At 54.3% G+C, this 24178-nt stretch carries 26 protein-coding genes and 2 pseudogenes; 10 read left to right on the top strand and 18 right to left on the bottom strand.

The window, feature by feature from the left end:
• The first annotated feature begins 54 nt into the window (after nt 1-54).
• Nucleotides 55-1251 carry a sugar transporter gene (locus tag M8013_RS22515; protein WP_271269968.1) on the top strand — a complete coding sequence of 399 codons (1197 nt, stop codon included), beginning with the start codon at nt 55-57 and terminating at the stop codon, nt 1249-1251.
• Nucleotides 1252-1289: 38 nt separating this feature from the next.
• Here the strand turns inward: M8013_RS22515 and M8013_RS22510 are convergent, their stop codons facing one another.
• Complete coding sequence (locus M8013_RS22510) at nt 1290-1952, bottom strand: MarC family NAAT transporter (RefSeq protein ID WP_271269967.1); 663 nt, start codon at nt 1950-1952, stop codon at nt 1290-1292.
• Nucleotides 1953-2210: 258 nt separating this feature from the next.
• Here M8013_RS22510 and marR point away from each other — a divergent pair, with 258 nt between their 5' ends.
• Genes marR through marB form a run of 3 tightly spaced genes read left to right on the top strand, consistent with a single transcriptional unit; the run spans nt 2211 to nt 3293 of the window.
• Nucleotides 2211-2645, top strand: coding sequence for a multiple antibiotic resistance transcriptional regulator MarR (marR, locus tag M8013_RS22505; protein ID WP_271269966.1), 435 nt, complete (start codon nt 2211-2213; stop codon nt 2643-2645).
• 18 nt (nt 2646-2663) lie between these two features.
• Nucleotides 2664-3047, top strand: coding sequence for an MDR efflux pump AcrAB transcriptional activator MarA (gene marA / locus M8013_RS22500; protein WP_072250842.1), 384 nt, complete (start codon nt 2664-2666; stop codon nt 3045-3047).
• 30 nt (nt 3048-3077) lie between these two features.
• A complete protein-coding gene (gene marB / locus M8013_RS22495) occupies nt 3078-3293 on the top strand; it encodes a multiple antibiotic resistance protein MarB (RefSeq protein WP_271269965.1) in 216 nt (71 codons plus the stop codon).
• 32 nt (nt 3294-3325) lie between these two features.
• Here the strand turns inward: marB and eamA are convergent, their stop codons facing one another.
• The gene (gene eamA, locus M8013_RS22490) at nt 3326-4225 is read right to left on the bottom strand and encodes an O-acetylserine/cysteine exporter (protein ID WP_271269964.1); all 900 of its coding nucleotides are present in this window, start codon (nt 4223-4225) and stop codon (nt 3326-3328) included.
• A gap of 189 nt (nt 4226-4414) precedes the next feature.
• Between eamA and ydeE the strand changes: the two genes are divergently transcribed.
• On the top strand, nt 4415-5608 hold the full coding sequence (gene ydeE / locus M8013_RS22485; RefSeq protein ID WP_271269963.1) for an efflux MFS transporter YdeE: 1194 nt from the start codon (nt 4415-4417) through the stop codon (nt 5606-5608).
• A gap of 52 nt (nt 5609-5660) precedes the next feature.
• On the opposite strand, the gene zinT is transcribed toward ydeE, so the two are convergent.
• Together zinT and M8013_RS22475 are read right to left on the bottom strand one after the other, a co-directional pair.
• Nucleotides 5661-6302: a metal-binding protein ZinT gene (gene zinT, locus M8013_RS22480; protein ID WP_271269962.1), complete on the bottom strand. Its 642-nt coding sequence runs from the start codon at nt 6300-6302 to the stop codon at nt 5661-5663.
• Nucleotides 6303-6369: 67 nt separating this feature from the next.
• Nucleotides 6370-7473 carry a cobalamin-independent methionine synthase II family protein gene (locus tag M8013_RS22475; protein ID WP_271269961.1) on the bottom strand — a complete coding sequence of 368 codons (1104 nt, stop codon included), beginning with the start codon at nt 7471-7473 and terminating at the stop codon, nt 6370-6372.
• An 805-nt stretch (nt 7474-8278) separates the two neighbouring features.
• Between M8013_RS22475 and M8013_RS22470 the strand changes: the two genes are divergently transcribed.
• Entirely contained in the window at nt 8279-8599 is a 321-nt protein-coding gene (locus M8013_RS22470; RefSeq protein ID WP_271269960.1) for a PTS sugar transporter subunit IIB, read from the top strand.
• Between the two features lie 55 nt (nt 8600-8654).
• On the opposite strand, the pseudogene M8013_RS22465 reads toward M8013_RS22470, so the two are convergent.
• Nucleotides 8655-8828 (bottom strand): annotated as a pseudogene (locus M8013_RS22465) (M3 family metallopeptidase); the annotation flags it as partial.
• Nucleotides 8829-9044: 216 nt separating this feature from the next.
• Nucleotides 9045-9608, bottom strand: coding sequence for a hypothetical protein (locus tag M8013_RS22460; protein WP_271269959.1), 564 nt, complete (start codon nt 9606-9608; stop codon nt 9045-9047).
• 95 nt (nt 9609-9703) lie between these two features.
• Here M8013_RS22460 and M8013_RS22455 point away from each other — a divergent pair, with 95 nt between their 5' ends.
• Complete coding sequence (locus M8013_RS22455) at nt 9704-10015, top strand: hypothetical protein (protein WP_271269958.1); 312 nt, start codon at nt 9704-9706, stop codon at nt 10013-10015.
• Between the two features lie 134 nt (nt 10016-10149).
• Here M8013_RS22455 and M8013_RS22450 read toward each other — a convergent pair whose 3' ends face one another.
• Entirely contained in the window at nt 10150-10476 is a 327-nt protein-coding gene (locus tag M8013_RS22450) for a hypothetical protein (protein WP_271269957.1), read from the bottom strand.
• Nucleotides 10477-11123: 647 nt separating this feature from the next.
• Nucleotides 11124-11252, bottom strand: a complete 129-nt coding sequence (locus tag M8013_RS22445) for a hypothetical protein (protein WP_271269956.1) — start codon at nt 11250-11252, stop codon at nt 11124-11126.
• 201 nt (nt 11253-11453) lie between these two features.
• Between M8013_RS22445 and M8013_RS22440 the strand changes: the two genes are divergently transcribed.
• On the top strand, nt 11454-11654 hold the full coding sequence (locus M8013_RS22440; RefSeq protein WP_271269955.1) for a glycogen synthesis protein GlgS: 201 nt from the start codon (nt 11454-11456) through the stop codon (nt 11652-11654).
• A 39-nt stretch (nt 11655-11693) separates the two neighbouring features.
• Here the strand turns inward: M8013_RS22440 and M8013_RS22435 are convergent, their stop codons facing one another.
• The 4 genes and pseudogenes from M8013_RS22435 to dcp all read right to left on the bottom strand — a co-directional run bounded on the left by M8013_RS22435 (nt 11694) and on the right by dcp (nt 14957).
• Nucleotides 11694-11963 (bottom strand): hypothetical protein, encoded by a 270-nt coding sequence (locus M8013_RS22435; protein WP_271270192.1) that lies wholly within the window; start codon nt 11961-11963, stop codon nt 11694-11696.
• A pseudogene (locus tag M8013_RS22430) lies at nt 11960-12573 on the bottom strand (glycoside hydrolase family 19 protein). Before M8013_RS22430 ends, M8013_RS22435 begins: the two are co-directional and overlap by 4 nt.
• A 2-nt stretch (nt 12574-12575) precedes the next feature.
• Complete coding sequence (locus tag M8013_RS23665) at nt 12576-12788, bottom strand: phage holin family protein (RefSeq protein WP_418939556.1); 213 nt, start codon at nt 12786-12788, stop codon at nt 12576-12578.
• Nucleotides 12789-12911: 123 nt separating this feature from the next.
• On the bottom strand, nt 12912-14957 hold the full coding sequence (dcp, locus tag M8013_RS22425) for a peptidyl-dipeptidase Dcp (RefSeq protein ID WP_271269954.1): 2046 nt from the start codon (nt 14955-14957) through the stop codon (nt 12912-12914).
• A 153-nt stretch (nt 14958-15110) separates the two neighbouring features.
• On the opposite strand from dcp, the gene ydfG reads away from it, so the two are divergent.
• Together ydfG and M8013_RS22415 are read left to right on the top strand one after the other, a co-directional pair.
• Nucleotides 15111-15857 (top strand): bifunctional NADP-dependent 3-hydroxy acid dehydrogenase/3-hydroxypropionate dehydrogenase YdfG, encoded by a 747-nt coding sequence (gene ydfG / locus M8013_RS22420; RefSeq protein ID WP_271269953.1) that lies wholly within the window; start codon nt 15111-15113, stop codon nt 15855-15857.
• 91 nt (nt 15858-15948) lie between these two features.
• Complete coding sequence (locus M8013_RS22415) at nt 15949-16635, top strand: GntR family transcriptional regulator (protein WP_271269952.1); 687 nt, start codon at nt 15949-15951, stop codon at nt 16633-16635.
• A gap of 41 nt (nt 16636-16676) precedes the next feature.
• Here the strand turns inward: M8013_RS22415 and M8013_RS22410 are convergent, their stop codons facing one another.
• The 6 genes from M8013_RS22410 to M8013_RS22385 all read right to left on the bottom strand — a co-directional run bounded on the left by M8013_RS22410 (nt 16677) and on the right by M8013_RS22385 (nt 24159).
• Complete coding sequence (locus M8013_RS22410) at nt 16677-18137, bottom strand: mannitol dehydrogenase family protein (RefSeq protein ID WP_271269951.1); 1461 nt, start codon at nt 18135-18137, stop codon at nt 16677-16679.
• Nucleotides 18138-18369: 232 nt separating this feature from the next.
• The gene (locus M8013_RS22405) at nt 18370-19914 is read right to left on the bottom strand and encodes an MFS transporter (RefSeq protein ID WP_271269950.1); all 1545 of its coding nucleotides are present in this window, start codon (nt 19912-19914) and stop codon (nt 18370-18372) included.
• A gap of 126 nt (nt 19915-20040) precedes the next feature.
• Nucleotides 20041-21426, bottom strand: a complete 1386-nt coding sequence (locus tag M8013_RS22400) for an MFS transporter (protein WP_271269949.1) — start codon at nt 21424-21426, stop codon at nt 20041-20043.
• A gap of 53 nt (nt 21427-21479) precedes the next feature.
• Nucleotides 21480-22496: a Zn-dependent oxidoreductase gene (locus M8013_RS22395; RefSeq protein WP_271269948.1), complete on the bottom strand. Its 1017-nt coding sequence runs from the start codon at nt 22494-22496 to the stop codon at nt 21480-21482.
• Between the two features lie 11 nt (nt 22497-22507).
• Nucleotides 22508-23722: a D-mannonate dehydratase ManD gene (gene manD, locus M8013_RS22390; protein ID WP_271269947.1), complete on the bottom strand. Its 1215-nt coding sequence runs from the start codon at nt 23720-23722 to the stop codon at nt 22508-22510.
• A 110-nt stretch (nt 23723-23832) separates the two neighbouring features.
• Nucleotides 23833-24159, bottom strand: a complete 327-nt coding sequence (locus M8013_RS22385; RefSeq protein ID WP_271269946.1) for a YnfA family protein — start codon at nt 24157-24159, stop codon at nt 23833-23835.
• Nucleotides 24160-24178: the final 19 nt, after the last annotated feature.

The following is a 24178-nucleotide window of genomic DNA, read 5'->3' as shown; positions in this document are numbered from 1 at the left end:
TTTCAGCAGTGATGGTTTTAAGATCGCCCTCTTCTCCTTTATCCAGATTCGCTTATGACAACCAACACAGTTTCCCGCCGGGTGGCGTGGCTACGGGTGGTGACGCTCGCCATTGCCGCGTTTATCTTCAACACCACTGAATTTGTGCCCGTTGGCCTGCTCTCCGACATTGCGGCCAGTTTCCAGATGGAAACCGCGCAGGTGGGTATTATGCTGACCATCTACGCCTGGGTGGTGGCCTTACTGTCGCTGCCGTTTATGCTGCTCACCCGCCAGGTCGAGCGCCGCAAGCTACTGATCGGGTTGTTTGTGCTGTTTATTGCCAGCCACGTGCTGTCGTTCCTGGCGTGGAACTTCCAGGTGCTGGTGATAAGCCGGATCGGGATTGCCTTTGCGCACGCCATCTTCTGGTCGATTACCGCCTCGCTGGCGATCCGCCTGGCCCCGGCCGGGAAACGCGCGCAGGCCCTGAGCCTGCTGGCGACCGGGACTGCGCTGGCGATGGTGCTTGGCCTGCCGCTGGGGCGCATCGTCGGGCAGTATTTTGGCTGGCGGAGCACCTTCTTTATCATCGGTCTTGGGGCGCTGATCACCCTGCTGTGCCTGATCAAACTGCTGCCAAAATTACCGAGCGAACACTCTGGCTCACTGAAAAGCCTGCCGGTGCTGTTCCGCCGTCCGGCGCTGATGAGCCTGTATCTGCTGACAGTCGTCGTGGTCACCGCGCACTACACCGCCTACAGCTATATCGAGCCGTTTGTGCAGACCATCGCTGGCTTTAGCGCCTCATTCGCGACTGTGCTGCTGTTGCTGTTGGGCGGCGCGGGGATCATCGGCAGCATGCTGTTTGGTAAGCTCGGCAACCGCCACGCCTCATTGCTGGTGAGCAGCGCCATCGGCCTGCTGCTGGCGTGTTTGCTGTTGCTGCTGCCTGCGTCGGGCAGCGAAACCCATCTGGCCATCCTCAGCATCGTCTGGGGCGTGGCTATCATGATTATCGGCCTCGGCATGCAGGTGAAAGTGCTGGCGCTGGCACCTGATGCCACCGACGTGGCGATGTCGCTCTTTTCCGGGATCTTCAATTTGGGGATTGGCGCGGGAGCACTGCTGGGGAATCAGATCAGCCTGCATCTGTCGATGGAGTCGATTGGTTATCTGGGGGCGATACCGGCGCTGGCGGCCTTGATCTGGTCGGTGCTGATCTTCCGTAAATGGCCTGTCACCCTCGAAGAACAGCCACAAAACGTTTAACGCGGTGGCCGGGTGGTATTGCGCCACCCGGCACGCGATTACGGATAGGTCTGGATAATTTCCAGTACGCCGTTAATGATAAACTGCACGCCCATACAAACCAGCAGGAAGCCCATCAGACGGGAGATCGCTTCGATACCGTCTTTGCCCACCCAGCGCATAATCGCGCCAGAACTGCGCAAACATCCCCACAGAATCAGCCCGATAAGGGCGAAAATCAGCGGCGGCGCCACCATCACTACCCAGTCCGGGAAGGTCGAGCCGGTACGTACCGTGGAGGCGGAGCTGATGATCATCGCAATTGTACCCGGCCCGGCGGTACTCGGCATCGCCAGCGGCACAAACGCGATATTAGGCGACGGTTTGTCCTGCTGGTCCTCAAGCGCGTTTTTATCCGCAGGTTCGTGCGCCTTAGGTGCCGGGAACAGCATCCTGAAACCGATAAAGGCCACGATCAGCCCCCCGGCGATACGCAGGCCGGGAATGGAGATCCCGAAGGTATTCATAACCAGCTGTCCGGCGTAATACGCCACCATCATGATCGCAAAAACGTAAACAGAAGCCATTAAAGACTGCTGGTTACGTTCCTCCCGGTTCATGTCACCGGCCAGCCCCAGAAACAGTGCAACCGTCGTTAACGGGTTTGCCAGCGGCAGTAAAACCACCAGCCCAAGACCCAGTGCTTTGAATAAATCCACCATGTTACGTCATCGTCCTTATGCAAAATTCAACCTGGCAAGTATACGGTGAAAAACGCCGGATCGGCCACGCGCACATCGTAAGTAATATTTGCGACCCGTTATCAATCATTCCTGGTTATGCAAGAAGCCCTGAAGAGGGCAAAAACAGCATCTGAATCGTTTTAGCAAAACGTGTCATAAGCTTATGCATTCAGTTGACTTATAGTTGCCTGAGCAATAATATCCACCGCAACTAAACTACTTGCCAGGGCAACCATCGTGACAAGCTCCAGTGACCTCTTCAACGAAATTATTCCGCTGGGGCGCCTGATCTATATGGTTAACCAGAAAAAAGATCGCCTGCTCAACGACTATCTGTCTCCGCTGGATATCACCGCAACTCAGTTCAAAGTGCTGTGTTCCGTGCGCTGCGAAGGCTGTATCACGCCGGGTGAGCTCAAGAAAATCTTATCTGTCGATCTGGGTGCGCTGACGCGCATGATGGATCGTCTGGTCTGTAAGGGATGGATTGAACGACGCCCTAATCCGAATGACAAGCGCGGCGTGCTGGTGCAGTTGACCAGTGACGGCGCAGCCGTATGTGAACAATGTCATCAATTAGTCGGGCATAAGCTGCACCAGGAACTAACAAAAAACTTAGCGGCGGATGAAGTGGCAACGCTTGAGCACTTGCTTAAGAAAATCCTGCCGTAAACAGAAAGAGGTATGACGATGTCCAGACGCAATACTGACGCCATCACTATTCATAGCATTTTGGGCTGGATCGAAGATAACCTGGAATCCCCGCTGTCACTTGAGAAAGTGTCCGAGCGTTCTGGTTACTCAAAATGGCACCTGCAACGGATGTTTAAAAAAGAGACCGGTCATTCATTAGGTCAGTACATCCGCAGCCGTAAATTGACTGAAATCGCACAGAAGTTGAAGGAAAGTAACGAGCCGATCCTGTATCTGGCTGAGCGTTACGGGTTTGAATCGCAACAGACCCTGACCCGCACGTTCAAGAACTATTTCGACGTTCCACCGCATAAATATCGCATCACCAATATGCGCGGTGAATCTCGTTATCTACTCCCTATCAACCACTGTAACTGCTAAACGCCTGTATTAAGACGTATCGAGGAAATTATGAAACTTTTCGCCTCCGCCGCCCTCACCGCTCTGGTGCTATTCTCTGGCCCGAGTTTTGCGGAGCAAACCCTGAACGCAACGCAGCAGACCAGCCGCGAAGCGTCGTTCCTGCCAACGGCCAACGGTCAGTCGCCCCATGATTTTAACCATATGGGCGCTGGCAGCGACAAATCCGACGAATTAGGCGTGCCGTATTACAACCAGCGCTCTTAATTTGTTTTGCCCCGCCTGTGCGGGGCTTTTTTTTAACTTTTCGCCCGCGCCGTCCACAGCCGCCGCAAACCAAAGACATTAATATACAGCCCGGCCATCACCAGCAGCGCACCCAGCAGCTGTAGCGCACCCAGCGTTTCACCCAGTAGCAACGCCGCACTGGCGATACCCACCACCGGCACCAGCAGCGACAGCGGCGCCACCCGCCAGGTTTCGTAGCGACCCAGCAGCGAGCCCCAGATACCGTAGCCAATAATCGTTGCCACAAACGCCAGGTAGAAAAGCGACAGAATGGTGGTCAGATCGATGGCGACCAGGCTTTGCCACATCACCGACGGGCCATCCATCAGCCACGAAGCGGCTATAAACGGCACAATCGGGATCAGCGCGCTCCACACCACCAGCGACATCACCGGCGGACGCGATTCCAGCTGCATAATTTTTTTGTTGAAGATGTTGCCGCAGGCCCAGCTGAACGCTGCCGCCAGGGTCAACATAAAGCCCAGCAGCCCAACGTGTTGCCCGTTGAGGCTGGCCTCGACCAATACCAGCACACCCACAACCGCCAGTGTGATCCCCGCCAGCTGCTTGCCCTGCAGACGTTCCCCAAACGCCACCGCGCCGAGTAGGATGGTGAAAAAGGCCTGCGCCTGCAGCACCAGCGAGGCCAGACCCGCAGGCATGCCAAAGTTAATGGCGCTGAACAGAAAGGCAAACTGGCCGAAACTGATGGTCAGGCCGTAGCCCAGCAGCAGACGAAACGGGATCTGAGGTCGGGCAACAAAAAACAGCGCCGGGAAGGCCACCAGCAAAAAGCGTAAACCGGCCAGCATCAGCGGGGGCATATTGTGCAGCCCGACTTTGATCACCACAAAATTCAGTCCCCATACCACCACCACCAGCAACGCCAGTAGCCCGTCTTTGCGCGTCATACCTGCCCCTGTTTATTCAGTTTTTGTAAAGACTGTTCAAGGTAACGAAAAAAATCCCTGACGAACAGATCATTAATTCTGGCAGCCAGTGGAAGCACTTACGGATAAATTAGGTGCTATACAAGCCACTTATGGCGTGATAATCCTGATAATACATAACAAAAAATTTACACAATGTCGGGCAGGAAAATGAATGCATCACTCAGGCGCTCAACCACAGCGCTGTTAGCTTCATCGTTATTACTCACCATCGGGCGCGGCGCAACGCTGCCATTTATGACCATCTACCTGACGCGCGTCTATAACATGAGCGTGGAGAATATTGGCTACGCGCTGTCGGTGGCGCTGACCATTGGGGTGGTATTTAGCCTGGGATTTGGCATTCTGGCCGACAAATTCGATAAAAATCGTTACATGCTGCTCGCCATTACAGCGGTCGCGCTGGGCTTTGCGGCGATCCCGCTGGTGGATAACGTGGTGCTGGTGGTGCTCGCCTTTTCGCTGATTAACTGCGCCTATTCGATCTTTTCCACCGTACTGAAAGCCTGGTTTGCTGATGTGTTAAACCCGGCGGAAAAGGCGCGGATTTTCTCGCTTAACTACAGTTTTCTGAACATCGGCTGGACCATCGGGCCGCCATTAAGCACCCTACTGGTGATGTACAGTCTGCAGCTGCCGTTCTGGGTGGCGGCCTTCTGTGCCGCACTGCCGCTGGTGTTGATTCAACGCTATGTGCAAAAAGGGCTCGCCGCCGAGAGTGAACATCCCCCTGTGCCGTGGCAACCGTCGGTGCTGCTGCGCGATCGGGCGCTGTTCTGGTATACGCTTTCCGGGCTGCTGGCTTCGTACGTCGGCGGATCCTTTGCCAGCTGTATCTCCCAGTATGTGCTGGCCGCCGATTTCGACAGCGATTTTGCGCAGAACGTGGTTGCCGTGGTGCTGCCGGTGAATGCGGCGATGGTGGTATCGCTCCAGTACATCATTGGCCGCAAGCTGTCGGCGCGCAATATTCGCCCACTGATGGCGCTCGGCACCCTGTTTTTCGTGCTCGGATTGGGGGGCTTTATGTTCTCAGGCAGTAACCTGGTCTACTGGGGGATCGCCGCAGCGGTGTTTACCATCGGCGAGATAATCTATGCTCCGGGCGAATATATGCTGATCGACAACATCGCCCCGCCGGGCATGAAAGCGAGCTACTTCTCCGCCCAGGCGCTGGGCTGGCTGGGAGCCGCATTTAACCCGATGATCACCGGGCTGATATTGACCCATCTCCCACACTGGTCGCTGTTTGTGATTATGATGGTGGCCATCGTGGTGGCGTGGCTGATGATCCTGCGCGGGATGAGCGTAAAAGGCTGGGTGGATGCACCTAAATTAGCGTAGCGGTAACGCCGGGTGGCGGTTTCGCCTACCCGGCGCACAGGCTGCACCGAAATCAATGGTGCAGCATCTCCTCAACGACCTGCTTCTTATACATTTCGTTAGGGTAATAGGTTGGCCAGTTATCCATCTCTTTTAACAGCGCCTCATGCGAGGTGTTGCCCATAAAGATATGGAAATGCGCCGAGGCGCGCGGGCCGATGGTGTGGTCGCTGAACTGGACGAATTTAGGCGCTTTGCTGCTGGCGTCTTTACATTCGAACAGGTAGCGAACGCCCTTCTTGCCGGAGGTGTAGGTCAGGATTTTGTAGCCACTGTAATCATACTGGCAGCTGCTCACGGTTTTACCGACGTGGAATTCCATAGCGTTATTCTCGATGCCAATGGTTTCGACATCGGTGGCGTAGCCCGTGCGGTAATAGGCTTTTACTTCTTCAAACGATTGACGCTTATCCTTCTCGGCCTTCTTTTTAAAGACCGGATCCAAATCACCGCTCAGCAAAAACGGATACACCGATTGCCAGACGCCATCCCAGTCGGACAATGGCCGATCCTTGACGTCTTTATCGTCGAACACGCCGTTCGCCGCTTGTTGTTCCGCTTCGGTCATCTGATGACCGTGGGAATGAGCGAACGCCTGGACGCTGACCACTAGCGCCCCCAGAGTCATTGCAAATTTACCAATATGTCCAGCCAAAATAACATCCTCACTCCGTTTTAGAGAGCGAGGATGTTATATTATAACATATCGTAAAACAAGCCTGTTACCACACTTCGTTGGCGATTTGCGCCACCAGACGAACTTTGTCCCACTGCTGGGCTTCCGTCAGGCTGTTGCCCTCTTCGGTGGAGGCAAAACCGCACTGTGGGCTCAGGCAGATTTGCGCTTTCGCCACATACTTCGCCGCCTCTTCCAGACGGGCTTTTACCCCTTCCGGGTTTTCCAGCTCGCCGCTTTTGGTGGTGATCAGGCCCAGCACCACCTGCTGTTTGCCCGGACGCACAAAGCGTAACGGGGCGAAATCCCCGCTGCGATCGTTGTCGTATTCCAGGAAAAAGGCATCCACGTTGACGCTGCCAAACAGGATCTCGGCCACCGGCTCGTAACCCCCTTCGGAAATCCAGGTTGAACGGAAGTTACCGCGACAGACATGCAGCCCGACCGTCAGATCGTCCGGCTTGTCTGCCAGCGCCTTATTCAGCACCTGAGCATAGGTGCGCGCCAGCTGGTCCGGGTCATCGCCACGCTCGCGGATCTGGCGGCGCTGATCGTCCGAGCACAGATACGCCCAGACGGTATCGTCCAGCTGTAAATTGCGGCAACCCGCTGCGTAGAAGGCGTGGATCGCATCGCGCCAGGTTTGCGCCAGGTCGTCGAAGTAGGCATCCAGCTCAGGATAGACCGTCGCATCAATATCTTTGCGTCCACCGCGGAAATGCAACACGCTCGGGCTTGGAATGGTCATCTTCGCCTGCGCGCTACCGCTGATACTTTGCAGATAGCGGAAGTCGTCCAGCATCGGGTGGCTGCCGAACCCCAGCTTGCCTGTCACGCGCACGCCGTGGGCTTTGGTCTGAACGCCGTTGAACTGGATACCTTGATTAGAGTCGTAGCGCTCCACGCCCTGCAGCCCGTCGAAGAAATCGAAGTGCCACCAGGCGCGACGGAATTCACCATCGGTCACCACCTGCAGGCCGCAGGCGCACTGCTGTTCAACCACATGACGAATCGCCTCGTCTTCTACCGCACGCAGCTGGCGCGCGTCGATCTCGCCGCTGGCAAACTTCACTCGTGCCTGCTTGATGGCGTCGGGACGTAAGAAACTGCCTACCACATCGGCGCGGTTCGGGGCGTGTTGTCGCTGCATGTTGATCTCCTTTAACTGCCGCCAGGTAATTGCCAACAGTGATAATTCATTATTTGAAGTTTTAGCCATCTGGATGGCTGAATGTCTAAAAAGATGTCACAGCGACGCGACGGGGGCAAACGAGAAAAATTCATCTGTGTTGAAAAAAATTCATGATGCTGCAGAGGGGCAAAAAAAAACCGCCAGAAACTGGCGGTAAATGCTTGCATGGATAGATTTGTATTTTGATATCTACGAACCGGGCATTCCGTACCAGGTTGCGGATCATTATCAAGCTAGCATGGCGAAGATAAATAAAGGCTAAACAAGTCGCTGTTGCTTTAACGTACAGTCAGACACGGCGTCTGCTCGCGATTTTGCGACCAGCAGACGCGGTTTTTAATCCACGATTTCATAAAAAATCGCCTTATCTGGTGATTAACCCGGGCAGCATCCTCTCCTAATCTGTGATCAGTATGAAGTTTCAGGTGAATTCCGAATGTAGAACAACTGCGCGATAACCGGAGCGCTCATGCGCTATTCTTTCGTATAGGCCAGCCACAGGAGAGCGAATGATTACTGCACTGGTAATACTCGGCATCCTTGCCGTGAGCATAATCGGTTTTACGATACTTTCTGCTATGCAGGATTTGAAGGATGACTACTAACGGTCATTGAATTTATTTTCGTCGATTCACCGGTCCAAATTTGCTTAATATCAAGTTGCATGTCATTTGACCTATTCAACCAGTGAATATTGAGCAACCTCTCATTTCCTTGTTATCTGCGGGCATAGTGTATGCGCAGTTTCCACGAGGATACGTCCATGAAAAAACTGCTTATATGTTGCCTGTTCGGTAATACCGCCAATTCGCTCGCCAAAAAGATGCAAACCGTCGCGAATGAACATGGCTATAAGATGATCATCAGTGCAGTAGGGTTGGATAACTTTGCCAGCGTGGCGCCTGCCTTTGACTGCTTCCTTGTTACTCCCCACATTCAATACAAGCTGGATGAACTCAAAAAGGACATTGGCCCGGATCGCCCTGTCGCGGTGATTGAAAGCTACCCCTTTGCTTCGTTGGATGGTGAAAAGGTTCTGGCGTTTGCTATTGAACAGATGCCGCAGTTAAAGGAACGTGAGTAAGTCGTGGTATTGCGCCGGGCATGATGCCCGGTGCTGTTTCCCGCTTGATTACGCCCTACGCACTCAACCCGCGATTCACCAGCATCGGTTCAATCTTAGGATCGTGCCCACGCCATTCCCGATAAAGTTCAGCTAAATCAGTGCTATTCCCACCCGACAAAATCACCTCGCGGAATTTCTGTCCGTTTTCGCGGGTCAATCCGCCCTCTTCTACGAACCACTGATAGCCGTGGAGTCGCCCACGCCGATATCCCAGAAGGTGTGAACCGGGAGGTGTGAGTTATCCGGGATTTGGCCGATGCGCTTATTGGTGTAGAGCCAGCGGAACTGCCTGACGTAATACGGCCCTCGACAGACTGCTGGAACGCCTCGGCCGGTATGGTCGGATAGAGATTATTCAGTCGCCAGTCTTTGTCAGACAGCAGCTTGAGGTGCTCAGGTTTCATTACGCCCCCTGAGAGAGCGAATCCATCAGGTCAGACAGTGCGTCCAAGACCTTATCTTTTTCGCCTTCGTTCATGCTGTAAGCCTGCCGCTCGAGACCAATAAGATTTTTCAGCGTCTCGATGATGAAGTGGTAAAGCTCATTCAGTCGATCGCGCCCCTTCTCATCCACGTCGAGCATCAACTGGCCCAAGGTACGCAGTGCCTCAACGTCAGCGCACTCCGCCTCAAGTTCATCAAACAGAGCATTGGCAAGCGTTCTCGCCCGGCGGATATCGCCGCGATGCTCCATGCGTACCGTAGCAATGACCTCGGCAGTGGCCTCTATCAGTACGCGCTCAGACAGTACCGTTTCGCTGCGTACCTGCTTGCGTACCTCAGCTTTGCGTACCAGATCGTCAGCGCGTTCTTTCACCTTCGCATTGAGGTCACGCGACCATTCATCACGTTTGGCGCGCTTACGAATAGCGCCTTCACTGATGCCGTGCTGCGATGCTATTTCGCGGAGGGACATCACTCCGGCCCGGTAAGCCGATTCGATAGCCTCCCAGTCCGGTTTGGTCATAAGGATCCCTTCACATTCGAATTAATGCTGATATCTTCATAGGGTTTAAATGCTTTTTTCAAAAAAAAACGCTATGTCATTAAGAAAGATAGAGTATGAAAAGAATTGTTCTCGCGTGTTTGGTTTTATCTTGCTCAATATATGCAAACGCTAAACCTCTAAGCATTGTCGCCCAAATTGATAATGCCTGCGCGAAAGCCTTAAGCGGTGACAAACACCCTTTGGGTCACTTTCCACCAGATAGTTTTGCCTCAACAGTCAGTCCGAAAGTGAAAGATGCTTACAACGAAATATTAAAAGCTCATCCTTCTATTGTTAATGATCAGAGTTCACAAAATGCAACCAGCTGCGCCAATTTGGTCAAAGAAAATCTGAAAGCAAAAGGTGAGTACCCTCAACAACAATGACGGACCCTGACTTGTAAAGGCATTCTTATGTTGGTAAATGCCTTAGCTGAGACTAATTTTTATTGTGCCATTTCGATGGGTCTGCCCATGGTGATGGCAATAAAAAACCGCCCGACGGCGGCTTAGTAGTCATGCTAAAGAAGGTCACTCAAGAACGTCAAGCTTCCGCGTACGGTTAAATCAGGCCGACTCCATACATGCCCTTCGAAATTTGCTCCAAAAGAGCTTTCATTGAGCTTCAGAACAAGCTCCACGTTATCAATGCCATTCATCACAGTGGTGTCGCCAGGGTTGATTCTCGCCACCCTCAGGCTTACACCTTCAGAATTAATGATGCCTCGGTAAAAAAACACGTTATCACCACCATTAAGATGGTTCTTTCGGATTGAGATTACGCCGTCACATTGACCGTTTCTTTGACCATTGTTTTCAAAAACCATCTTATAAATGCCATCTTTCAATCTTTGAATCCTTGATAAGTAAACTTTTCTAGCTGGAAAAGTATACATTCTCAATGTCAACCAGGCAAAACCCACTGTTCATTTTTACAGGCATTCAGTGGTTTCGTCTGTAATCCTCTTTCTCTGGCAAAAAAAGACCAGCTCGGACAGAACTGGTCTGGGTCATGCAGCAATGTAGATAGCAATTCACACAAATTTCGATGTTGTGGCTGTTCCTTCAGTCTTCCACTCAAGCCCCGGGTGCCTCCCGGTGAACTCACTCCAGTAAGCAAATTCGCAAGCGTCCAGCATTTACTGGTTGCCCCACCGCTTAGGGGGATCGGCTCGAGTGGCTAAGATGTCGAATCACTCGTGTCATTTGAATGTAGACCTAACAATGAAATTATTATGTAAGATGCGTTAAATTTTTCTTTAAGCGCCACTTAACACTGGCTATCAGTCATAAGCTAAAAGTTAAAACCATTCTGTTTATAATATTATTTTAATACTTCGGTTATTTGTTGAATCTTAGACTACAGTCTAGTCCTCCTTGTAATGATGGCCCTTTTAGCCTCCCTTCCGAACTGCAGGATTTCATTTCGGAAGGGAAATTTTTTATTGAGGAGTTCACCATTATCAAGCCCACCCGAAGATGAGCTTGGAATTGCTTAACCCAGCTTTGCGCGCACCCGTGCATCTTTGGCTTCGAGCAGCTTGCGGAGGCCTGCAGACTTTTCCCCACCGTCAGGCAGTGATTCATCCATCAGCGTTGCAAGATCGCCAATTGGCTTACTCACTTTCTGTAGATGTGCCGGGAGATGTTGATACGCAAATTACTTCATGATTGGAGATGGCATTCTTACCCTCAGTTGGTAAAAAACCCCGCTATTGCGAGGCTCGGTATTCTTTCGGCTGGCAACCCACGTGCTACGATTTTTTGAGCCATACTTATATCAGATGCATTTTTCTTTTAGATTCATCTAGCAGAGGAGGAATGTATGCAGTTAGTAAGTGAGAAGGGTGTTGTGTCTTCCCGGGATTTAGATTTTCTTGCATCTAGCTTTGCCCGGATGCGCTTGCAAGGCCGACATCTATGCACGGATGCAATAACCGGCAACATGGATGAAGACTGCCGGCTGTGGTTCCTTAAACGTTATGACTTTTACGTTGAACAGCTAAAAGGTAAGGAACTGCAGTAGTAACCAAGGCCGGGTGGTGACAGCTGCCCGGCACTCACTTTAACGTAACGCGTTATACCAGGCCTGCCAGCGATACGTGTTGAGCCGCAACTGGCGCAGGCATTGGGTTGTTTCGATATCAGCCTGCAGGTCTTCATCGCTATTGGTACCGGCGTTACTTCCCCGGCACGGCTCCTGCATCAAATCCGCTGATGGAGTTGGCAGCGCGTTGACATGGTCAGCGTGCGCACTCCAGCCAGAACGCCAGGCGATTGCACCGGTGACCGAGACGGCGACCACCAGCGCGAGAAGAGCATGTCGAATCTTCATGCCAGCGCCGCCTGCGCCCGGCTGTAACGCACCTTGCGGTCAGCCAGTCCGTTTTGCCCACCGTTGATGATCTGCGTGACACGCACGATATCGCCGGAATACAGCAGGCAACCGCGTAACGTAAAGTACCAGGCTGCGAGCGCGCTGCGTGACGATCCTGCACCAGTAGCTCCGGTGCGCTTACCAGATCCAACTTCAGGGCCGCACCGCATTTGGTGTAGTTCTCGCGGCCGGTAATCTGCAGCAGACCACGACCACAATATTTCCAGCCGTCACCCTGCGAGTTATTGCCCATTCGAGCACCATACACCAGGTTGGCAATCTGCGGCTGGTGGGCGGTCTGCTTACCACCCACCCGGCCCAGCATCTCGCACTGGTACGGCGTCAGGCGTCTACCGAAGGTTTTCTTCAGGCCGTCGACCGAGTAGTTGAAGCTCTCCACCAGCGAGGTAAAGCCTGCCGATTCGTGCCCCAGCTGCGCGATAAACATGGCCTGATCGTTCACAGCAGTGATGCCGAACTCTTTCATTGCCGAGTCGATATGTGGATACCAGCGCGCAGCCAAACTGGCGCTCACACCAGCAGACTTTTCAAATTGCCGTTGATTCACTGTCAGCTCCTTTTGCCGATGATATTCCCCCGGGAGAGGATCATCACAATCAGAAACCCGATGTTGACCACCAGCTCTGAGCGGTCGATGTAGAGATAATCGCCAACCCAGATACGGATGGGGATGGAGTAGAACGCCAGCGCCAGCGCCAGCAGGTAGGCCAGTGCTGAATAATGTCTTTTATGCTTGCGACCCCCGGGACTGAAGCCAGCAATCAGCAGCCCGTTACCAGGGCAATAACCGCATGCAGTTGATTTTGGGGAGGAATTTTGGGGAAGAAAAAATCGGACAAAAAAACCGGGCGTTACGCCCGGTTCTGTTTTCAGCCTGAAAAGCCCTTACGAACTCAACCCGCGATTCACCAGCATCGGTTCGATCTTCGGATCGTGCCCGCGCCATTCCCGATAAAGTTCAGCTAAATCAGTACTATTCCCGCGCGACAAAATCGCCTCACGGAATTTCTGTCCGTTTTCGCGGGTCAATCCGCCCTCTTCTACGAACCACTGATAGCCGTCGTCGGCCAGCATCTGCGTCCACAGATAGGCGTAATAGCCCGCCGCGTAGCCGCCGCCGAAGATATGGGCGAAATAGGTGCTGCGATAGCGCGGAGGAATGGCCGGGAGCAACAGCTGCTCTTTGTCCAGCGCGGCAGTTTCGAAGGCTTCGACATCGTTTGGTGCGTCGGCAACCGTCAGGCCGTGCCAGTTCATATCCAGCAGCGCCGCGCTGAGCAATTCCGTCATGTCATAGCCTTTATTAAACTGCGTGGCGCTGAGCATTTTCTCGCGCAGGGCATCCGGCATCGGCTCACCGGTTTGATAGTGACGGGCGTAGTGGGCAAACACCTGCGGGTGGCTGGCCCAGTGCTCGTTGATTTGCGACGGGAATTCGACAAAATCGCGCGGGGTATTGGTGCCCGACAGCGTGGCAAAGCGCTGGCTGGCAAACAGCCCGTGCAGGGTATGGCCAAACTCGTGGAACAGAGTGATCACGTCATCCCAGGAGATCAACGCCGGCAGGCCGTCGGCAGGCTTTTGATAGTTGCAGACGTTGTAAATCACCGGACGGGTCCCGGATTCATGGGACTGTTCAACGAAGTTGCCCATCCACGCTCCGCCACCTTTCGAGTCACGGGCGAAGAAGTCGCCGTAAAACAGCGCCATCCCCTCGCCATGATGATCGTTAATTTCCCAGACGCGCACGTCCGGGTGATAAACCGGGATCTCCGGCCGCTCAACAAAGGTAATACCGAACAGCTGGGTCGCCGCCCAGAAAACCCCGTCGGTCAGCACCGTGTTGAGGGCAAAATAGGGTTTGACCTGCGATTCATCGAGGGCATATTTCGCCAGCCGCACGCGTTCGGCATAAAACGACCAGTCCCAGGCCTGGACGGTGAAGCGGGCCTGTTCATCGTCAATCACCTTCTGGATATCAGCTTGCTCCAGCAGAGCGCGTTCGCGCGCGGCCGGGACGATCCCGCGCATAAATTGCAGCGCTGCGTCGGGGGTTTTCGCCATCTGATCGGCGATTTTCCAGCTCGCATAGTTAGCAAAGCCCAGCAGTTCCGCCTGACGCGCACGCAGCCTGACCAGACGACGCACCAGCTCGCGCGTATCGTTGGCATCATTTTTTTGCGTGCGCAGCCAACCGGCGTTAAACAGGTTTTCCCGGGTCTGGCGATCGCGCAACTGCTGCAGCGCGGGCTGCTGAGTGGTGTTCAGCAGCGGAATCAGCCAGCGATCGTTAAGCCCTTTTTCGGCGGCAGCTTGCGCGGCGGCGGCGTGTTCCGCCGGGCTAAGGCCATCCAACTGATGGATATAATCCACCACCAGTCCACCGGCTTTATCGGCCGCCAGCAGGCGCTGGTTAAACTGGCTGGTCAGCGTGGCCGACTCGGTGTTCAGCGCCTTCAGCTCTTGCTTCTGTGCATCTCCCAGCCGGGCACCGGCCAGAATAAACCGCTGGTGCAGCTCTTCAATTAAGCGCAGGGATTCGGCATCCGCTGCCTGCGTCTGGCGCGCATTATAGATAGCATCGACCCGGGCAAACAGCGTGTCATTCAGCCAGATATCATTGGCCAGCGCCGCCAGTTCGGTGGCGACGGTCTCTTCCAGTTCCTGCAGATAATCGTTAGTGTGCGCCGAGGTCATGGCGAAGAAAACGTTACTCACCCGGCTCAGCCGTTCACCGCTGTTCTCCAGCGCCAGTACGGTATTGGTAAAATCGGGCGTTTCAGCAGAATCGGCGATCGCCGCGATCTCATCGCGCTTCTGGCCGATCGCATCATCAAAGGCCAGGCGATAATGGCTATCGTCGATCAGATCAAAACGCGGTGCCTGATAAGGCAGCGGGCTGGGTTCGAAAAAAGGATTAGTGCCAGACATATCAGACTCCTGAATATGATGAATCCCACCAGAGTAGGCCAGCCCGCGGTGGGCTGCAATCTCCGTGATGTGCGCGGGCCGAAAAGTCGCCTTACCCTGCGTCAGATCACATGCTATGGTAGTACTACACAAAAAGCGTTGAGGAACAGTGACATGATTATTTTAGTGACCGGAGCAACTGCAGGTTTTGGTGAAAGTATCACGCGTCGCTTCGTTGCCAACGGGCACAAGGTGATTGCCACCGGCCGTCGTCAGGAGCGTTTGCAGGAGCTGAAAGACGAACTCGGCGACAGCATTCTGACCGCGCAACTGGACGTGCGTAACCGCGCCTCCATTGAAGAAATGCTGTCCAGTCTGCCGGCGGAATGGCAAGCCATCGACGTGCTGGTGAACAACGCCGGATTGGCGCTGGGTCTTGAACCGGCGCACAAAGCCAGCGTCGAAGACTGGGAAACGATGATCGACACCAACAATAAAGGTCTGGTGTACATGACCCGCGCCGTGCTGCCTGGGATGGTCGAACGCAATCGCGGACACGTGATTAACATCGGTTCCACTGCCGGTAGCTGGCCTTACGCGGGCGGTAACGTCTACGGTGCCACCAAAGCCTTTGTCCGTCAGTTCAGCCTGAATCTGCGCACCGACCTGCACGGTACGGCGATCCGCGTAACCGATATCGAACCGGGTCTGGTGGGCGGCACCGAGTTTTCCAATGTTCGCTTCAAAGGTGATGATGCGAAAGTAGGCAAAACTTATGAGAACACCGACGCCCTGACCCCGGAAGATGTGACCGAAGCCGTCTGGTGGGTGGCTTCGCTGCCGAAGCACGTCAACATTAACACCCTTGAAATGATGCCAGTCAGCCAGAGTTTTGCCGGCCTTAGCGTGCATCGCGGCTGATCTATCCATACCCGGCCTGCGGGTCGGGTATGGGATGCCCGTGAAAAGAATGGTAGTATTTACGGGTTAACTCTCTGAGAAATCACATCGAATGGCCGCTGAATCGCAACTCAATCCGACACAACCCGTAAATCAGCAAATTTACCGCATTTTGCGGAGCGACATTGTCCACTGTCTGATCCCACCGGGAACCCCGCTTTCTGAAAAAGAGGTGTCGATGCGCTTCGACGTCTCCCGCCAGCCTGTGCGCGAAGCTTTTATTAAGCTTGCCGAAAACGGCCTGATCCAGATCCGCCCGCAGCGCGGCAGCTATGTGAACAAGATTTCGCTCTCTCAGGTGCGCAACGGCTGTTTTGTACGTCAGGCGATCGAGTGTGCGGTGGCGCGTCGCGCCGCTGGGCTGATTGACAGCCATCAGTGTTACCTGCTTGAGCAAAATCTGCATCAGCAGCGCATCGCTATTGAGCGTAAACAGCTGAACGACTTTTTCCTGCTGGACGATGAGTTTCATCAGAAGCTGGCGCAGGTTGCCGACTGCCAGTTGGCGTGGGATACCATCGAGAACATCAAGGCCACGATGGACAGGGTGCGCTACATGAGCCTCGACCACGTTTCGCCGCCAGAGATGCTGCTGCGACAACATCACGATATTTTCAAAGCACTGGAAAAACGCGATGCCGATGCGGTGGAAAAAGCCATGACCGTGCATTTGCAGGAGATTGGTGCGTCAGTGCAGTTAATTCGGCAGGAAAATAGCGAGTGGTTTAGCGAAGAGTAGCCGTAAAAATGAATGCCGCCTGGCGGCGGCATTCGACAGGATTAACCCGCGATGTACTGCGCCACCGTGGCTTTCGCCCCCTTCTCCAGCAGCGTCAGATAGGCCGCTGTTACCGCCTCAACAAAGGTCGCATCCTGCGGCAGTTCATTACCGAAAATGGCGTCGATGCCCAACAGCGCCTTCACGCGTGATGCCCCTTCGGCACTCCCCTGCACTGCCTGCTGAATCACCGGCAGCAGCGGATCGCATACCTCGATGGCTTCACCATGCTCATCCACGCCACCGACGTAGCGCATCCAGCCAGCCACACCCAGCGCCAGCAGCGGGAAGCTACGCTGGTGCACACGGTGCCAACGTACCGAATCCAGCATCCGCTGCGGCAGCTTCTGGCTACCGTCCATCGCGATCTGCCAGGTGCGATGACGCAGCGCCGGGTTGCTGTAGCGTTCGATCAACAGATCCGCATAGCGGCCCAGATCCACCCCGGTGACTTTCAGCGTCGGTGCCTGTTCGTTAAGCATCAGCGCGTGCGCGGCGCGGCGGTAGTTAGCGTCTTCCATGCAGTCATTAATGTGCTGATAGCCCGCCAGATACCCCAGATACGCGAGGAATGAATGGCTGCCGTTGAGCATCCGCAGCTTCATCTCTTCGAACGGGATCACGTCGGCCACCAGCTCGGCACCGGCTTTTTCCCACGCCGGACGCCCGGCGACAAAGTTGTCTTCGACCACCCACTGACGGAACGGCTCGCAGGCCACCCCTGCCGGATCGCGCACGCCGGTAATCTGTTCGATTTTGTTCAGGGTATCGGCGGTAACCGCAGGCACGATACGATCGACCATCGTCGACGGGAATGTGACGTGAGATTCGATCCACTCGGCCAACTCGCTGTCGACCGCCCGGGCATAGGCGCAGGTGACGTTGCGCATCACATGGCCGTTCTCCGGCATGTTGTCGCAGGACATCACGGTAAAGGCTGGCAAACCGGCCGCTTTACGCCGCGCCAGCGCTTCGACGACCACGCCAACCGCAGAGCCCGGCTGGTGAGGGTTATTCAGGTCGGTAACGATCAGCGGGTGATCCAGCATCAACTGGCCGGTAGCCGGAGCGTGGCAGTAGCCTTTCTCAGTGATGGTCAGCGAGACAATGGCGACCTGCGGCTCACACATCGCCGACAGCACAGCTTCCAGGCCATCGACCTGTGCGTGCAGGGCGCGTTTTACCACCCCAACCACCCGAGCGGTCCAGGCATCAGCGGACATTTCTGTCACCGTGTAGAGATTATCCTGGGCTTTGAGATCCGCGATCTGCTGCTCACCGCCAATCAGGTTAACCTCGCAAAAACCCCAGTCGCTGGCGTGTTCGGCGGCAAGGATATCGGCATATACCGCCTGGTGGGCACGATGGAAAGCGCCAAAGCCCAGATGCACTATTTTGGACTGCAGATTTTCACGGTTGTAGTGCGGCAGCGTAGCTTGCGCATGTAATAACGGATTTTTCATGATTGTACTCGTTAAATTAATGAAGCGATGATCCTGGCCGGTGCCCGCAATAAACCGCAGCACCGACCCACTAACCCAACTAGAATGGCAGTAGGCATAAAAAGCGAATGCCCTAACCATACTGATTGTTGATACTGACATTTTGATTTACGTTAACTTTTTGCCATCTGGTGTGACATCAATTTAAAGTTGTGTGACAGCATTCAGAAATTACCGCAAAGCTGTAAACCACTCATCCCGCTGTCGCCACCGTCGTACTCTCCTCTTTTGCCGCTGGCACTGGCTCCGTCCACAGTGTGTCGTAGTCATAGCCCGTAAGATCCTCGACGATACGCCGGACATGCGGTTCAACCGACGCTTTCGCGCCATTGGCCCGCAGGCGTTCAACCTCCTGGACGAAGATCTGGTGGGTTTGCTTGTTGAGCCGGAAAGTGAGCGCCTGCCACAGCGCCAGAATCAGCAGTACGGCGGTGCCGATAAACATCAGCATTGCAATCATGTGCACCGCTTCCGGGGGTTGAACCTGGCTACCCTTCACGAAACCGCCGCTTTGCAGCAGCAGGCCGACCACAAAGGTGGCAATCGCCACCGTAGTTTTGCGGGTAAAGGTCATCACTGCGGCAAACAGCCCTTCCCGACGCTGGCGGCTGACCATTTCGTCAATATCCGGGATAAACGGGAAAACGTTCCAGGGGGTAAATTCCAGCACGCAGCGCCCAACCTGGTACAGCCCGGCCAAAACGAACAACGTGGCGACCGTATTCAAAGACGGGATCTGGTACACCGCCAGGAAACCCGCCAGACACAGCATCATCAGCGCATAAGCGAAGACATAGAGCCGGGCCGGGCCGTATTTGATGATCCCAAGTCCTGCAATTAAGGTCACCGGTAGGCCGACAATACTCATCGACAGCAGGCTGCCCGCCAGCGAGGACGAGACGTTCAGGCAGTAGACGCAGAAGAAGACAAACACGGTGTTGTAGACATCTTTACCGGTGAACGACAGCAGATAAATCGCCAGATGCTTCCTGAAAGCGCGGATTTTCAGCGTGGAGAGGTAGGAGGCAAACAACGCCGACACAGCACGCAGCTTTTCGCCAAAGCAGGTAGGCAGCGCTGATTTTTCCAGCTCGGCCTGCATCTCAGGGGTGAGTTCACGCTCCCAGGTCACTTTCCACGAAATAATGACGCAAACCATAAACAGCACCGCAAAAATCACGCCGTTAATCAGATAGGCATTGGCGCTGTGTTCGCCAAAATGATTAATCAGCAGACCGGGAATAAAGGTCGCGAGAAAGGTGCCAGAAGCTGACAAGAACATACGACAGGTTGAGAGTTTGGTGCGGCCGTTAAACTCTTTCGTCATCTCTGAGGGCAGCGTTTCCCACGGGATCAGCACCATCGCAGCGATAATCTCAAAGGCCAGATACACCGCCAGATAAAACCCATAGCTCATGCCATCGAGCCACAGTAAGGCATACACCAGCATCAGGGGTGCGCCAATCAGCAAAAAGAAACGCCGACGGCCAAATTTTTTGCCAAAGTAATTCTTATAAAAATGGTCAGTCAGGCTACCCATAAATAAACTGACCACGGCATCGACAATACGGGCAATAGCCACAATGGATGCCGCTTCAATCGGTGATAACCCGACAAAAGTGGTATAGAAAAATAACAGCCAGGCTCCAATAACGGTAAATGCACCGCCGCCCATAATATCCGTCAGACCGTAACCAATACTCACCGGAATGGTGATTTTCTTGTTTGCACGAGACATGTTGTGTCCTTACCGAAATATTCAGTTAATTCCCGATACTTCCCTGAAGGTTGTTTTTATTGGTTTTATGTGTTTGCAAAACTCTAAAAAAAGACTCTCCTGCGGGTGCAGGAGAGTCATTGTCGGTCAGGAGATTGCGCTATGGTTGCCGCGTGGATTGACGCCAGGTACGTGAGCCTTATCTTCAGCCGCATCGCCCAGAGTGCTCAAATCGCGGTCGCAGACTTCAGGCATCAGGATGGCAGAGATCAGCCCGATAACCGAATAAACCACCATCATCACCGCGATAGGCCACCAGGAGCCGGTCATGTTGCAGAAGATCCCAGCCAGTAATGGGCCAAAACCTACGGCGACCAGACCACCAGCCTCTTTCGAGATAGCCATGCGAGTGAAGCGGTTACGCGAACCAAACATCTCTGCCATGGTGATATTTTCCAGGGCAAATAGTCCCAGTACCGCAAAGTTGTGAATAATGATAATCGAGGTCATGATCACCCCCGGCGAATATGAATTATCCACAATAATCGACAGCATTGGGTATGCCAGAATAATGGCGGAAATATTCAGCACAATATACGGCAAACGACGACCAATTTTATCGGACAGCCAGCCCAGTAGCGGGATGGAAATAAATCCGAGGATGGAGCTAATCATTAAGGCATCGGTCGGAATGCTTTTATTAAACAGCAGCGTCTGGACCAGATAACCGGCAAGGAAAGTCTGAATCAGACCGGAGTTACCCGCCTGACCAAAGCGCAGGCCTGTCGCCAGCCAGAATGATTTGCTTTTGAACATCGCCCCCAGCGTGGTTTCCGGATCCGCCGCCTGCGCAGTGGCCTCTTCGCCGTTGACTTGCTCAAATACCGGACTCTCTTTCAGGTTCATACGCAGCCAGATAGCAAAGATCATCACCACCACGCTTGCGAGGAACGGAATACGCCAGCCCCAGGCCACCAGCTCTTCACGATCGAGGAAGAAGAACATTGCCGCCCAGATCGCCGTGGCGCTCAGGGTGCCGCAGTTGGTGCCCATCGCCACCAGCGAAGAGATGATGCCGCGTTTGCCTTTCGGCGCATACTCCGCCAGCATGGTGCCCGCACCAGAGATCTCTGCGCCCGCACCCAGCCCCTGGATAATACGCAGCGTCACCAGCAGCACCGGGGCAAAGATCCCAATCTGGGCGTAGGTCGGCAGTACGCCGATCAAGGTGGTGCAGATCCCCATCATGGTGATGGTGATAAACAGGACCTTTTTACGCCCAATCCGGTCGCCCATTTTGCCGAAGAAGAAGGCGCCGACGATACGGGCGATATAACCCGCGCCGTAGGTACCCATCGCCAGAATAAGCGCCATCGCGGCGGACTGTTCCGGGAAGAAGATCTCGTGGAAAACTAAGGCTGCGCCCAGTGAATAGAGCTGGAAGTCCATAAATTCTAACGCCGTGCCAAGCCACCCCGATACGGCGGCTTTGACCAGGTCAGATGTACTTCTTTCATTTTTTACTTGAGTCATATTGGCTATCTCAACAGGGTAAGATGCGTACCGCTAAACCGCATTCATTGTTATTAAGAGAACGTCAGTAACACCTTGCAGCATTGCCGCTGGTCTTTTTCAAACAGTTCAATTGCGTCTTTAACTTCTTTATAATCAAACGTATGGGTAATAAGTTTGTCCGGGTCTATAAGCCCTTTTTCCAGCCAGTCGATAACCACCGGGAATTTATTGGCATTCAGGCGTGAGGAGAAAATCGACAGCTCTTTGCCGGTGATGCCTTGCTGCACGATTTGGCTCGGCTCGCTGGAGAAGCCCATCAGCACGATGCGCGCGCCCGGGGACGCCAGAGTGATCGCCTCCTGCAAAATGGTTGGATGGCAGGCTGCATCGACAATTAGCGTTGGCTTAATGCCCTTCTCATCCAGCACCGCCTGCAGGGACTGGTTGCCATTGTTGATAACCCAGTCAGCACCACTACGCTCGGCCATCGCCAGACGTTCTTCGATGCGATCGACCACAATCACCTGCTTGACCTTGTAGACGCCTTTCAACGCCTGCACCGTCACCAACCCCATCGGGCCCGCGCCGTAAATCAGCGCCACGTCCTGTTCAGTCGGGCTAACGTGTCCGGTGACGTTGGCTGCAATGGTGAAGGGCTCAACCATCACCGCATGCTTGTCGCTAATCGCATCAGGAATGAGCTTCGCGTTTTTAGCTGGCACCGCGGCGTATTCGCTGAACCCACCGTCACGGTGCACGCCCAGCACAACCAGCGAGGCGCAGACGTTCGGTTTGCCCACCGAGCATTGATAGCAATGTCCGCAACTGATAACCGGATCCACTGAGACGCGCTGGCCCAGACGGGCGCTATCCACACCCTCGCCAACCGCATCAATCACGCCAAAGAACTCATGGCCAATCACCCGTGGGTATTTGGCGAAGGGGTTGTGCCCGCGATAAATATGGCTGTCGGAGCCGCAGATCCCGGCCAGTTTGACTTTGACACGCACCTCGCCCGCGGCGGGGGTCGGGAGCGGACGGTCTTCGATAACCAACGTATTGGGTTGTTGAACAACGATACTTTTCATCTTCTGCTCCTTTACCAGTTCCACAGGGTGCCGTCTTCCAGACGGGCGACCGGCAGATAAGCGGGGTCGTAGGGATATTTCGCGGCCAGTTTTTCGTCGAAGTCGATACCCAGACCCGGCTTGTCACCAGGGTGCATATAGCCGTCTTCAAACGTCCAGTTGGTCTGGAACACTTCCAGCATCTGCTCGGAATAGCCCATGTACTCCTGCACACCAAAGTTTGGCACCCACAGGTCGAAGTGCAGCGCTGCAGCGTGACAAATTGGTGACAGATCCGACGGGCCATGGGAGCCAGTACGCACCTGATACAGCGAGGCGAAATCGGCAATCCGCCGCATCCCGGTAATCCCGCCGGCATGGGTAATGGTGGTGCGGATGTAGTCGATCAGCTGCTCTTCGATCAGCTGTTTGCAATCCCAGATGCTGTTAAACACTTCCCCTACCGCAATCGGCGTTACCGTGTGCTGACGGATCAGACGGAAGCACTCCTGGTTTTCGGCCGGGGTTGGGTCTTCCATCCAGAACATGCGGTACTGCTCGATGCTCTTGCCAAAGCGCGCGGCTTCGATCGGCGTCAGGCGGTGGTGCATGTCATGCAGGAGATGTTCATTAAAGCCATACTTGTTACGCACGGCGTCAAACAATTTCGGGGTAAAATCGAGGTACTTTTCGGTTGACCACAGCTGTTCATCCGGCCAGTTGCCTTTGGTGGCAGGTTCGTACGCCAGGCCTTTGCCTTTCGACATGCCATAGGTGGTTTTCATTCCCGGCACGCCGCACTGCACGCGGATCGCCTTGAATCCCATCTCTTTATGGCGGGCGTAATCTTCCAGCACGTCGTCGATGGTGTGGCCGGTGGTGTGGCAATAAACCATCACCCCTTCACGGGATGCGCCGCCCAGCAGCTGGTACAGCGGCATATTTGCGGCTTTAGCTTTGATATCCCACAGCGCCATGTCGATGGCCGAGATCGCCGACATGGTGACCGGGCCGCGACGCCAGTACGCGCCTTTGTAGAAGAACTGCCAGATATCTTCGATACGGTGCGCATCGCGGCCAATAAGCTGCGGGCAGAGATGGTCTTTCAGATACGAGGCCACAGACAGTTCACGGCCGTTTAAGGTGGCATCACCCAGGCCGACAATTCCCTCGTCGGTGGTGATCTTCAGTGTGACAAAGTTACGCCCTGGACAAGTTACAAAAACTTCAGCCCCTACAATTTTCATTTTCCGGTTCCTTACATCTTATGTGGTGATGCAAGAAACTTACGCAATTACCCTACTACCATACAAGTATGATGATCAAAAAATATATGCCGGATCACAAAATGAGGCGCTCACGCGCGCCCCCACCCAGCCACAATAATCAACATCCCGCACAGCGCCACGGCCGCACCGGCCCAGTCGTACAGGCTTAATTTTTCGCCATCCACCACCCGCAACCACAGCAGCGCGGTGCAGACGTAGACCCCGCCGTACGCGGCGTAGACGCGTCCGCTGGCGGCAGGATGCAGCGTTAACAGCCAGACAAACAGCGCCAGGGCGACGCCTGCGGGTACCAGCAGCAGAACCGACGCGCCCTTTTTCAACCACAGCCAGGGCAGAAAGCAGCCGATGATTTCGCACAGCGCAGTGGCAAAAAAGAGCAAAGTTGTTTTAAACATATTTAACGTTGTCTTAGAA

The organism is Silvania confinis (assembly GCF_025564085.1).
Lineage (GTDB): Bacteria > Pseudomonadota > Gammaproteobacteria > Enterobacterales > Enterobacteriaceae > Enterobacter > Enterobacter confinis.
This window is presented reverse-complemented; position numbering and strand designations above follow the sequence as displayed.